The following is a 12,268-nucleotide window of genomic DNA, read 5'->3' as shown; positions in this document are numbered from 1 at the left end:
TCAGACGGATTTGATTATAATTTCCCCTATGTCTAATCGCGCAGGAGTTCCCCAGTGAGTCCAGAAACCCTTTTAGAACCAACCCTAGTTGATCCCACTCTCAATTTAAACCCGAATCAACCCTTCGATCCAGATAGTTTTAACAGCTATGTGATGAATACTTATGGTCGTTTTCCCATTGCGATCGCCAAAGGGTTAGGCTGTCTTCTCTGGGATACTTCCGGTAAACAATACCTTGATTTTGTCGCAGGAATTGCCACCTGTACCCTTGGTCACGCGCACCCTGCTTTAATTGAAGTGGTTAGTCAGCAAATCCAAAAACTCCATCATGTCTCGAATTTATACTATATTCCCGAACAAGGGGAACTAGCTAAATGGATTGTCGATCATTCCTGCGCTGATAAAGTCTTTTTCTGTAATTCCGGCGCGGAAGCGAACGAAGCGGCGATTAAATTAGTACGAAAATATGCCCATACGGTGCTAGATTTCCTCGAACAGCCGGTTATTTTAACCGCTCACGCTAGTTTTCACGGTCGGACTTTAGCTACCATCACCGCAACCGGTCAACCGAAGTACCAAAAAGACTTTGAACCCCTGATGCCGGGGTTTGCCTATATTCCCTATAATGATATCGAAGCGGTGGAAAATGCGATCGCTGATCTCGATGAGGGTAATCGTCGGGTGGCTGCGATTATGTTGGAACCGCTGCAGGGTGAAGGGGGAGTTCGTCCAGGAGATATCGAATATTTCCAACGTTTACGGCAAATTTGCGACGAAAATAACATTTTGCTTGTCTTTGATGAAGTACAGGTGGGAGTGGGAAGAACTGGTAAACTCTGGGGTTATGAGAATTTAGGAGTGGAACCGGATATTTTCACATCTGCTAAGGGTTTAGCGGGTGGTATTCCCATCGGTGCGATGATGTGCAGAAAATTCTGTGATGTGTTTGAACCGGGTAGTCATGCGAGTACCTTTGGAGGTAATCCTTTCGCTTGTGCCTCAGCTTTAACAGTGTTACAAACCATTGAACGGGATCATCTTCTCGAAAATGTCCAGCACCGAGGGGAACAATTACGCGCCCGTTTACGCGTGATTGCTTCTCAATATCCCCATCTATTTGTCGATGTGCGCGGTTGGGGTTTAATTAATGGTCTGGAAATTAATTCAGAAAGTGAGTTGGTTTCATCTACTATTGTTAATGCAGCCTTGGCAGAGGGTTTATTAATTGCCCCCGCAGGTTCGAAAGTTCTCCGTTTTGTACCTCCTTTAATTGTCTCGGAAACAGAAGTAGATGAGGCTATGGATAAGCTAGAAGTTGCTATCGCTAAAGTGGTTTAATTTCAGTTATCAGTTATCAGTTATCAGTTATCAGATGTAAGTTTTAAGTTGACAGTTTCCAGTGGGTGGGTGGAATTAAATATAAGATGAACGTAGAATTGTAAAATCCTTAAGCCAGAGGAGGAAGAAAGAGCCGTAAACTTGATTAACAATCGTCCTCGAAAATGTCTTGACTATCGTACCCCGAATGAGGTATTCTATGAAGGTAGATTAGACAGTGATGCAATTCAGACTTGAATTGGCCTACTAAAGATAGGAGACTTGCGGAGGAAGAAATAATATCCCAGCCCGACAATCGCTCTGTAGAAGAATCAGACAAGCCCTAAATGTACATGATCAAAGCCCAAGTCGCTAGAGCAAGAAATTGAGGAGTTAGAATGTTTTCAAAGAGAGGAATATATACGTTAGCTAATGATAACTTATACGATCAGCTAATTGCCCTTATTAATAGCATCAGGACTAATTATGATAAAAATATTCCAATCTGCATAATTCCTTATGACGATAGGGTTGACAAAATTAAATCTCTCAAGATAGATAATGTTTTTCTTTTTGACAATCAATCATCAATTGAAAAATGGTCTAATTTTGCATCAGAAGTATGGAGTGCTCAGAGGTTTCTATCTCGAAAGAAATCTGCTTGGTATCATGGGTCGAACACCATAAGAAAACTATGTTCATTTGATGGTCAATTTGAATACTTTGTCTATATTGATAGTGATGAGCTAGTAATGTCTTCCTTAGAGGATTGCTTCAATAAACTAACAGAGTATGATTGTGTTTTTGACGACTGGGAACATAAGAAAGAAGATTGTTTTCTAGATACCAAAATGATTATAAGAAAATATCCATCTCGTGCTATTCAAGACATAAAATCTTGTTGTCATTGCTCTGATTTTTTCGCAGCTAAATCAAGCTTGTTAAATTCCGACACTTTAGCGCAAATTAAACTTGCACTACTGCATGACGCGGAAGTGAACTTTATCAATGAGCGAGGTTGGTGGGATGAGGTCTACCTTTTTAGCTATATTACGTTTAAACTTAACTGGAAATTTTTCAACTATACGTTGAGTGAAAAATCTGAAGAGAGAACTGGAAATATTGCCGGTGTAGATCCTTTTGTGGAGAAGGATTATGTGCTTTACAACAAGCAAGGATTAAAGCCAGTTCACAGAATTCATTATATGGGTTATGGCTCAGATAGATTCAAGAGGTTATGTGGCGGAGAAGATATTGATATACCGCATCGAGACGTTTTTATGTATTACAGATTTTTGGAAGAACCTGAAGCAAAACCGAAGCGCCTCAAGAAAGCGAATTTTTTAATAAAAGCTATGCATTCACTTGAGAAAAACTTCAAAAAGTTAAAAAAGAAAGTAGCCAATTTGTTTTGATGGACATGATCAACTACTTTACTGTGTCTGCATCTTGTCCAACGCATCTTAAAGAACACATAACTTACTAATACACCATTCTAGCTCAATACCAAGACTTCCCCCATACAGTCCTTACTGCTTGGAGCTTCTCAGAAAAAATTGACAAGCGATTACTGGGTACATTTTCCCCTTGAAAATGGCTGTACTGTTGACTGTATCTAGAGTAGAGCGATTCCGTAGAGTTGGCTGTCTAGTTATCGCTAACCTTATGACCACAGATGGTGTCATTAATCTCTAGAGTAAGCGATTCCCTCTGTAGCCATGTTTTTGATGGTTTTCTGCCCCGAAACAAGCTATAATGGTCGAAAGGTAAAATTTTTCAAATTTGACTTCAAACCCTATCTGCGTGAGAAATTCAGGAGTTGGTACTCAGTAGTCCATTAGTATTATATTGCTTTAACTCAGGCTCTGTAAGACTTTTAGCCATAGCTAGTATATTCATACGGGGTAAGTTCAGATATATTAAACTTGAACCCGATAGTCGAGGGATAATTTACTCGCAGGTTTTCCCCAGTCTTTGGTTAGATGTTAATGCTTTATTAGCGGGTAACTTAGGACAGGTTTTGACGGTTTTACAGCAAGGTTTAGCCAGTCAAGAACATCAAGATTTTCTGAAGATATTATCTCAAAAAAAACAATAATTGATATTTAAATCTATGAATTGGCATCCTGACGCTTATCAAGCTTTAATTGCCGAGAATTATCCTCAAGTTGCGGCAATCTACGAGGAACTAATCGATAACAATCCCGAAAATATTTCTGACTATTGGTACTTGGGAGTTGCCTATCTTCTGCAAAATTTAGAAGCAGAGGCGCAGGTGATGTGGCAAAATATTTTAAGAGGAGGTAATCCGGAAGAAGTTAAGCAATGGCAAGCAGAATTAGAAGCGGTTTTAGACGCAGAAGCGCGACGACAACAAAGAAAAGGTGATCTGGCAGCTGTAGAATATTTTCGCTATCATCTACAGGAAATTGTTCCCAAGTCAATTAATAATTTATTAGCTTTATTCGACTTAGCTTTAGATTTAGAAATATTTGATCCTGAAGAACTACTTAATTATCCTATTCAAGACAATCTCAGATATAATCCCGATCGAGAATTACTTTTAAATGTAGTTCTCAAAAGTCTTTTATATCCCCACGAATTAACTTTAGATTTAGCTCAAGCAAGTTTACCCTACCTAGGAGAATTAGCCGATAGTTTTATCCCGCAAGCTTTTCAGATATCAGCACGAGTCACCAACGAGCAACAAAGTCCCGCTTTTGGAGTAGAAATTATTAAACTTTGTCTGCAATTAAGACCAAATGATCTGAGTCTTTTGGAACAATTGGTTAACCTTTATATTTTAGCAGAAGACTTTGATAATTCTTTGATAACTGCCTATCAGTTGCGAGAAATTTGTCTAACTCCAACCCTAAAGTTATACAGTAATTATCTAATTTTGTTAATACTTTTGCGCTGGGGAGTTTGGCAAGAAATTGATCATATTTATCAAGAATATCAGAATTTATTACAGGAATTAACCCGTCGGAAAAATATCACTTTAGAACCGATTATTAAAACTAGCTTTCTCAATGTTTCTAGTCCCCTACCCTACCTAGGCGATCGAGCCTTAGCCAATCGACAATTAACTAATCGCATCGCCGAAATTTTCCTTGATAATAATAGTTTAAAAACTCCTTTAGTTACAAGCAAAAAAGCTCCAGAAAAACTAACGATTGGTTATCTTGCCAGTACCTTAAAACATCATTCTGTCGGTTGGTTAAGTCGTTGGTTAATTCACCATCATGATCGAGAAAAATTGCAAATAGCCATCTATACTATTAACCAAGAAGAAGATGAAATTACCCGTCAATGGTTCCGGGATAGCCGAGATATTATCCGTCATTTTCCCTACGCTCAAAATCCCCTAGAAGTTGCCCAACAAATTCAACAGGATCAGATAGATATTCTAGTAGATTTAGATAGTTTAACCCATAATCTCACCAATCAGATTATGGCCCTGAAACCCGCAGCCAAACAAGTGACTTGGTTAGGTTGGGATGCTTCTGGATTAGCAACTATTGATTACTATATCGCCGATCCCTACGTTTTACCCCAGCAAGCGGAGGAATATTATCGAGAAAAAATCTATCGTTTACCAGAGACATATTTAGCAGTGGATGGTTTTGAAATCGGCACTCCCAATCTCCATCGAGAAGATTTAGAAATTCCCCCCGATGCTACCATCTATTTTTCCGTACAAAGTGGCATGAAACGCCATCCTGATACTATTAAACTTCAGATGAAAATTCTCGCACAAGTGCCTAATAGTTATTTTCTGATTAAGGGAGTCGGTAAGACTGAAAAAATTCAAGAATTATTTACTGAAATAGCGATTCGGGAGGGAGTTAATCCCCAAAGATTGCGATTTTTACCGAGAGCTATAGATGAATATACCCATCGCGCTAATTTACGGATTGCCGATGTGGTATTAGATACCTATCCCTACAATGGCGCTACCACCACCTTAGAAGTTTTATGGCAAGGAATCCCTTTAGTTACATTGGTAGGAGAACAATTTTCCGCCCGCAATAGTTATACTTTTATGATTAATGCTGGGATTGAAGCCGGAATTGGCTGGAATGAGGCAGAATATATCGACTGGGGAGTAAAATTAGGACTCGATCGCTCCCTTCGTCAAGACATCAGCCATCAACTGTTAGGAAATCGTGACACAGCCCCCCTCTGGCAAGGGAAAAAATTCGCCCAAAATATGGAAAATGCCTATGTAAAAATCTGGGAGGGAAGTTGATAATGAGAAAGTTATCCGCAATCAATAAAGTATCGAATCTGGGTAAGAAAAATTCAACTAATAGGAGTTTAACTGATGACAGCCGCAACTGAAAAAGATTTAAAAAGATTAGAGGATTTAATCATCGGCATTGCCAACGGACAGAAGGCGATCGAAAACCGACTAACCACCATGGAAAACGGACAGAAGAATTTAGAGTTAGGGCAGTCGGAAATTAAAGGCGATATCCGAACCCTAGACGCGAAGATAGAGGGTTTAAGCGATCGAGTTAAAGTTATAGAGAACGCGGCGGGGAAAACCTCCGATCTCGCCGAAAAAGTCGGAGAATTGAAAAACTGGAAACAGATCGGGGTAGTGGTGATCACCGCTTCGCTCAGTTCGATCTAGTCCTAGGTTTTAAAAATTGCCCAAGAAGACAGGTAATAATTATCCCCAAAATACTCTAGGGAGTAACCTAAATAACCAACCTTAAAAAAACTCTCTGCTACACTTGAGTCAGTAGATGCACCCTGATGAAAAAGGAGAGTCAAAGAAAAGCTCTCCTTTTTTTTTGAGAAAGCAATCCGGGTGGATTTAGCCGCGGTTAGCAGGTAGTTTCGCTTTGCGCGCCATGTCTTTGAAACCATTCAAACTTGGACCGGGGCGACGGCGAGACATACTAGGAGTAATCAAGTATTTTGTCGCAAATTCCACTTCTTGCGGCTCTACTTTGCCGTTAGTAGCGGCTACGGGTGCCGGTGCGCTCACAGGAGCGGCGGGAGTTTCTTTTACTTGCTTTTCTTTCTTAACAGAAGTTTTTTTGGCTTTTTTCTCGGCTACAGGGGCGGCAGCAGACTCGACAGCAGGGGCGGGAGCTTCCACAACAGGGGCGGCTGCTGCCGTGGTTGCTGTCGCTTTTTGTTCACCATCGGTTTCTTTTAGTTCTAGGTAAAAGTCAGATTTTTTGCCACCAAAGAGATTTTTTAACATCGGGGATCACTCCGAGAGTTGGGAAAATGTAAAAGACTAAGTATTTTAAAATTTATCATTGACCGGGATCAGGCAGCAAACAAGATTATTGTCTTGGTGATTTGCCTCTTTCATCTATTTTTCTTTGGATAATCCCTACCAGAAAAAAGTTTTAAAAACAAGTTAAATTTACAAAAATTAACAAAAATCTAGAACGAGAAACCCCGACGCAAACAAGGGCAAAAACTGCTGGAGACTTTGCTGACAAAGTCTCCAGATTATTTATTGGGGATTTAGCTGGCTGCGGGTACACGACTGCCGCTAACTCCGGGTACAGGACCACGACGAATATTGGTTTCCGTTTCGATGGGAACGAATTCAATATGATTGAGGAGGGTAGTAACGAAAGCAAAGAGTAAAAAAGGCAAAGAGAGGACGACGACTAACCCCACGGTAGCGAGGGCAAAAATTTGTCTAGTGCTACTCCAAAGAGCTAGAGTGGAAGCCAGAGTAAGAAAAATAACGATTAACCAAACGATTATTTGTCCGTAAATATCTCCGAAGGTGAGGGTGCAAACCATGCGATAGTTACGAAAATCCTTATCCATAACAGTAAACCCGTAGATAGTTAGTTATTGTTTTAGGGTAAGTCTATAATCGTCACCTTGGTCAATATTTAAAGGTTTTTATAAACACTTGTTGATAAATCTTTACAATTCTGCGCCGAGCGGGTAGCCAAATCTAGAAGTAAGAGGGGTAAGCTAAGACGCATTTAAACCCTTATTCTTAGATTAGCCGAATCCCCCCCTTGCCCCCCCGACGTCGGGGGGGCAAGGGGGGGTTGCCCCTTGCAAGAGTGCCTCTTGCCTCATCTCAACAAACTATTTAAGTTACCGGGCAGCTTATTGTTTGGTTGCTCTCCTCAGAATTGATAAGAATTGCTAAGAATTACCAAAAAACTTGCCAAAATTTTGGCGAACGCTCTTTACAATTAAGTTAGAAAGGCAAGGAGGAGCAAGCCTAATGAAAACTTTTGTTGAGCGTTATTGGTCTTGGTTTAATTGGACAACCTTAGCCATGGTTGTTCTCGGTTTCTGGTTAAGTGCCAGTTTCGTCATCGATTTAATCATTATCCCCAGCTTATCCGTAGCTGGCATGATGACGCAAAATGGCTTTGCCAGTGCCGGTTACTTGCTATTTGGTATTTTTAACCATCTGGAATTAGTTTGTGCGGCGATTGTGCTGTGTAGCTTTGTTGTCTTCCACCGCTATCATACCTTAATCCATCTCCCCGAACATCGATCGCTTCTATTGGCCGGTGTTCTCTTGGTAATCACCCTAATTTACACCTATTTTCTCACTCCCAATCTGAGCGCTATGGGTTTACTGGCTCCCGTTACTGCGTCGGGAATGTCGGGAGAAATGATGTCCTTGCAGATTGGTTACTGGTTTCTAGAAGTGGTTAAAGGTTTAATCGCTTTCACCCTGTTGCGCTGGTGTTGGCGAGATGCCTTTAAGTTAGCTTAACTAAGTAATAGGACAAAATTAACTTCTTGGTTAGGATTGGCAAAAGGAGGCACTCATACAAGAGGTAGTTAGATATGTGTAATTAATTCTGTCTAGCTACTTATTAGCGGCAATATCGCGGTTATCTGAATAGTGAGGTAAGAAGCTTTCGGTATTAGGGAATAGGCAATCTTACGGCTTTTTCCCCCTTCCCCAGTGCAGTCTTAACCAAGTGATTTGATGTGCCGACAGCTTACCCCAAAGCAGACCAAACTTCTAACTTACTAACCACGCGACGAATCACCTCATCGGTAAACTCACTCATGGTCATTTGGCCCCCTAAATCGGGGGTTTTTTTGCCCTCGTGAATAGTTTCAAAGACACTTTCATAAATTGCCCGAGAAGCTTTGCGCGCTTCGTTAGTTTCGATATAACCTAACAAAGCTGCCGAGGCTAAAATCATCGCCATGGGATTAGCGATATTTTTGCCCTCTAAAGCCGGGGCCGTGCCGTGGGGAGCTTCTGCCATAATAGTTTTAACCGCTAAGGTCTCCTCATCAAATCCCAAAACTAAACTTTCGGCCCCGGCAATACTGCCATAGAGTTGCAAGACAAAATCAGATAATAAATCGCCATCGCGATTAAGTGCTGGAATCACCAAAGCTTCGCCGTCGGTTTGTAAAAGTAGGGCAAAAGTTGCATCAATTAACAGGGGTTGATAACGCACTTCCGGATGTCTTCGGGCCGCCGCGTCTAATTCCTCTTTAAACATCCCTTCGTAGGTGGCACTGACAGTGAATTTTGGGCCGCCAAATACCCGCGCCCCGGTTTTTTTGGCGTGTTGAAAGGTAAACTCGGCCACAGCGCGACTGGTAGCCCTAGAAATGCGCGAGGTGCGATAGGCAATTTCATCGCCGGTGGCAGTGGTTTCTCGCCATTCTTTGGCCCCGTAGGCATCATCAACGGCCATGCGGACAATGGCAATGGGAGAATAAACGCCCCCAATCGGACGAATGCCGGGGATACGGCGACCGATGCGGAGAATTACCTGAGAATTCATTGCTTCTCTTAAAATAGCGTTAGGACTGCCCACATCTCCTTTGATTTCTGGGGTAATAGTGGCGGCTTTGAGAGCTAATCCGGTTTTTAGAGTCGCTTCGGCGGCCTCGTGAACCACTTGATTGTTACTCTGGCGACGTTGGGCTAAACTAAGATCAAAATCGGCAAAGTTAAGCGGTTGACGAATTATCGAGGGTTGTAATACTCTCAGGGCTTCTAGTAATAGTTCTTCTCCAGTTTGGTCGCCGTGCATGACCACAATGGTGGGGATATTTTCAGTCATAATTTTTGAGTTTTAATAAAAATTTTCAAGTATATCTTAATGCTTAATTGGCTGGTTAATCGGCTAAAAAAGATACTTTTTACCTTAATTAATTCTGTAATTTTATCAATCTTGCAGAAAAAGATATATAATACCAAATCTGGTTATTAAAAACTGATTATTTATTCTCCCTTTTGCATGAGTGCCTCTTGCCTTTTGCCCCCTGCCTAGGCCTTTTTCAGCAAACCCTAATTAATATTAGGCCCGATCGCTAATTTAATTAGCAATCGGGCGGTGGTGAGAATTAATTAACCCAAGATTTAGAAAGCTTGTTCAACTTCGGCAATTTCGGGAATCACTTCCCGGAGACGACGTTCGATGCCCATTTTTAGGGTCATGGTGGAACTGGGACAGGAACCGCAAGCGCCTTGAAGACGCAGTTTGACGACTGGCCCGTCGATTTCGACTAATTCCACGTTACCACCATCCGCCATCAGGTAGGGGCGCATTTCATCTAAAACTTGTTCGACGTTATTGGGAGTCAGTGTTAAAGACATAATCAGCTTCTGGTCAGAGATTTATTACAGTGTAGTTACTTCAATCCTAACGCTTTTTGGGCGAGGATAGCCCTTAAGCTTCTAAAAGCTGTAGATTGATAAAAGTAAATTCTGTGGTGGATTTTTCGCCCCCCGCTTCGATTGCATTAATCACTTGACAGGAGGGTAAATAATAATTACCGATTTTTTCGTAGGTTTCCTTAAAGTCACGTTTTCCCTTTAATTCATCGGTTTTGGCATTGCGGAAAATGGCATTATAGCGAATAGAAATATAACCTTCTCCCGTATCGAGACTTTCCTCGGTATTAATAGTAAAAGCCATCGGTCCCATAACTCGACTGACTTGACAGATTTCCTGGCCGCGTACTTTATAATTAGACCCCATAGCATCGCCCGTGACAAGAATTTCTACCGCACCGGTGGGATCATCTTGCCCGAAATTAAACTGGTTTTTGCCGTGGGAAGCCTCAAAATTGCCTCTTTTGCGATGAGTAACGATGTCGCGCATTTGATTATAGATACTTTCTTGCACTTTCTCGTCATCAATGCCCGTTACTTCCACACTATAATCGGCATTAACTTGAATTTTGCCCGTATGCACTTCCTCCCCTTGGCTGAGGATAATATCGGCAGTGTAACCGGGGAATCGTTCATCCCAAGTGTAACGGTTTTCGTAGGCGGAGCGGAAAATATCTCGGGCGTTCGTCGTGGCTACAGTCATAATCGCTTTACTTGTGTTGATAACTCCATTTATATCATTGTCGCTGATTTTTTCGCCTCTGGCCGAGATTTCTAGAAAACTAGATGAATTTCACAGCTTAGGGAAAAGTCAGTTAGAATGGGTCAATGACCCGTCCCTTGCTCGATTGCCATAAATCTAAATAAGCAAAAAATAAACATGAGCAGTTATGACAAAATTAAGTCCAAAAGTTAATGCAATTATTCGTTCTGGTGAACAACAAGGATATGTAGGTGAATGCGTGGAAATTTCGATTGTCACCCAGGGAAATACCTTAGATGAGGTGGTTAATAATCTCCAAGAAGCCATTTTACTGCATTTAGAGGGAGAAGACCCCAGGGAGTTCGGTCTAGTTGCCAAACCTTCTCTACAGATTATATTTGAGTTACAGCCAGAATATGCCTAAGCTGAAACAACTATCCGGCAAAGACATTATGCTGTTCTTAATTTAAATTGCTTGTTGAGACGAGGCAAGAGGCAACCCCCCTCCGACATTGGGGTAGGGTTGATTCATGAATCAACCCTACTATTAATCAACCCTACTATTAATCAACCCTACTATTAATCAACCCTACCGACATCGGGGGGGTTTAAGGATAGGCGGTTAAAATGCGTCTTAGCTGATCAAAAAATCGGGCTAAAATAGAAAAAACTCACCCTCAGCGACCAAGGCGATGGCAGAAGAAACAGCGAAAATCAAGCTTTATCGGAAAACCTATCAACTTCCCCAACTAAATCGCCCCGATTTATTAATTTTGCAGGATCAGATTCAAGAAAGACAGCAACTGATTAAAACTGGAAAACGGGTTCGCAATACATGGTTAGGATTGAGGAAAAAAGAAGAACCCCTCAATTTCGAGGAAACTTTTCAAGAATTGGAAAGATTAGTCGAGGACTATAACCAGTTAATCAGATTTCTCACCGACCATAAGGATGAATACCGGCGGTTTTTCCGGTCACTGACCGAGGAAATCAAGGAGTCCGTGGCGGTTAAATGCCAGAAATTGGCAGAAACAGAGCGAAAACGCCAATCTTTGGAGAATAGCATCGGCTCGGCTGAACTGCGAGATACCCTGAGACTACAGAAACAGCAGATTTTCCGCACCGTGATTCTCGTTGGTCGCGCCAGCTTGCTCATGCTCAAGAAAATCGACCTAATCAGCGAAAGTATCCAGAAATTAGCCGAAGATCACTTTACCAAATTGCGGGTTAAAAGTTGATAGAGTAGCCTAGTCTCGTAAAACAGCAAGCGACACAGCCCATCCTTACCCAATGCCTTAAAACTTGCTAACTCTTTCCTTTTCTCGATTCTTTGACCATTTTCGTGGTCGTAATAGATATGAATACGAGGATTAAGCCAAGAATGCTTAAGTTTACCAACAATCTCGGTTTTAGCAGGTTTATTCGGGCAAATAGTCACCAGTGCGTGAGCGTACAAGTGAGAGCGCATTAAGTCGGAACCTTTCCAGGACTTTTTCACCTTGTCCTGTTTTGCTGAGGTATCACCAGAAATCTGATAAGTAGTCGTGCAAAATTAATTTCCTAGTGAAGATAGGCAAGAGGCACTCTTGCAAGAGGCAAGAGGTGTTTAGATATGTGTAATTAATTTTGCTTAGGTACTTAGGAAT

The 12,268-nt window shown here is 41.5% G+C and carries 12 protein-coding genes and 3 pseudogenes; 9 read left to right on the top strand and 6 right to left on the bottom strand.

All coding sequences use genetic code 11. The features are described 5' to 3' along the window. Positions 1-54 precede the first annotated feature (54 nt). The 6 genes and pseudogenes from O9334_RS21845 to O9334_RS21820 all read left to right on the top strand — a co-directional run bounded on the left by O9334_RS21845 (position 55) and on the right by O9334_RS21820 (position 5,956). Positions 55-1,338, top strand: coding sequence for an aspartate aminotransferase family protein (locus O9334_RS21845; protein WP_288002509.1), 1,284 nt, complete (start codon positions 55-57; stop codon positions 1,336-1,338). Positions 1,339-1,434: 96 nt separating this feature from the next. Beyond that, positions 1,435-1,575, top strand: a pseudogene (locus O9334_RS21840) (IS30 family transposase); the annotation flags it as partial. Between the two features lie 140 nt (positions 1,576-1,715). Further along, on the top strand, positions 1,716-2,732 hold the full coding sequence (locus tag O9334_RS21835; RefSeq protein WP_288002507.1) for an Npun_R2821/Npun_R2822 family protein: 1,017 nt from the start codon (positions 1,716-1,718) through the stop codon (positions 2,730-2,732). A gap of 500 nt (positions 2,733-3,232) precedes the next feature. Beyond that, positions 3,233-3,415 (top strand): annotated as a pseudogene (locus O9334_RS21830) (Uma2 family endonuclease); the annotation flags it as partial. 15 nt (positions 3,416-3,430) lie between these two features. Then, entirely contained in the window at positions 3,431-5,569 is a 2,139-nt protein-coding gene (locus tag O9334_RS21825) for an O-linked N-acetylglucosamine transferase, SPINDLY family protein (protein ID WP_288002504.1), read from the top strand. 75 nt (positions 5,570-5,644) lie between these two features. Beyond that, complete coding sequence (locus tag O9334_RS21820) at positions 5,645-5,956, top strand: hypothetical protein (RefSeq protein WP_045358362.1); 312 nt, start codon at positions 5,645-5,647, stop codon at positions 5,954-5,956. 186 nt (positions 5,957-6,142) lie between these two features. Here O9334_RS21820 and O9334_RS21815 read toward each other — a convergent pair whose 3' ends face one another. Both O9334_RS21815 and O9334_RS21810 read right to left on the bottom strand, forming a co-directional pair. Beyond that, positions 6,143-6,538, bottom strand: coding sequence for a hypothetical protein (locus O9334_RS21815; protein ID WP_045358361.1), 396 nt, complete (start codon positions 6,536-6,538; stop codon positions 6,143-6,145). A 272-nt stretch (positions 6,539-6,810) separates the two neighbouring features. Beyond that, a complete protein-coding gene (locus O9334_RS21810; protein WP_151696429.1) occupies positions 6,811-7,125 on the bottom strand; it encodes a hypothetical protein in 315 nt (104 codons plus the stop codon). Between the two features lie 415 nt (positions 7,126-7,540). On the opposite strand from O9334_RS21810, the gene O9334_RS21805 reads away from it, so the two are divergent. Further along, positions 7,541-8,044: a hypothetical protein gene (locus O9334_RS21805; RefSeq protein WP_045358360.1), complete on the top strand. Its 504-nt coding sequence runs from the start codon at positions 7,541-7,543 to the stop codon at positions 8,042-8,044. A gap of 232 nt (positions 8,045-8,276) precedes the next feature. On the opposite strand, the gene O9334_RS21800 is transcribed toward O9334_RS21805, so the two are convergent. From O9334_RS21800 to O9334_RS21790, 3 genes are all read right to left on the bottom strand, one after another. Next, the gene (locus tag O9334_RS21800; RefSeq protein ID WP_045358359.1) at positions 8,277-9,365 is read right to left on the bottom strand and encodes an isocitrate/isopropylmalate family dehydrogenase; all 1,089 of its coding nucleotides are present in this window, start codon (positions 9,363-9,365) and stop codon (positions 8,277-8,279) included. A 299-nt stretch (positions 9,366-9,664) separates the two neighbouring features. Then, positions 9,665-9,901, bottom strand: a complete 237-nt coding sequence (locus O9334_RS21795) for a NifU family protein (RefSeq protein WP_002735229.1) — start codon at positions 9,899-9,901, stop codon at positions 9,665-9,667. A gap of 73 nt (positions 9,902-9,974) precedes the next feature. Then, positions 9,975-10,622 (bottom strand): DUF3386 domain-containing protein, encoded by a 648-nt coding sequence (locus tag O9334_RS21790; protein ID WP_045358358.1) that lies wholly within the window; start codon positions 10,620-10,622, stop codon positions 9,975-9,977. A gap of 187 nt (positions 10,623-10,809) precedes the next feature. Between O9334_RS21790 and O9334_RS21785 the strand changes: the two genes are divergently transcribed. Together O9334_RS21785 and O9334_RS21780 are read left to right on the top strand one after the other, a co-directional pair. Beyond that, the gene (locus O9334_RS21785) at positions 10,810-11,046 is read left to right on the top strand and encodes a type II toxin-antitoxin system HicB family antitoxin (protein ID WP_045358357.1); all 237 of its coding nucleotides are present in this window, start codon (positions 10,810-10,812) and stop codon (positions 11,044-11,046) included. A 268-nt stretch (positions 11,047-11,314) separates the two neighbouring features. Then, positions 11,315-11,857 (top strand): annotated as a pseudogene (locus O9334_RS21780) (formylglycine-generating enzyme family protein); the annotation flags it as partial. Here the strand turns inward: O9334_RS21780 and O9334_RS21775 are convergent. Further along, positions 11,830-12,120, bottom strand: coding sequence for a hypothetical protein (locus tag O9334_RS21775; RefSeq protein WP_288002499.1), 291 nt, complete (start codon positions 12,118-12,120; stop codon positions 11,830-11,832). The pseudogene O9334_RS21780 and the gene O9334_RS21775 overlap by 28 nt on opposite strands. Between the last annotated feature and the right edge of the window lie 148 nt (positions 12,121-12,268).

This window comes from Microcystis sp. LE19-8.1F, assembly GCF_027531715.1.
GTDB lineage: Bacteria > Cyanobacteriota > Cyanobacteriia > Cyanobacteriales > Microcystaceae > Microcystis > Microcystis wesenbergii_A.
This window is presented reverse-complemented; position numbering and strand designations above follow the sequence as displayed.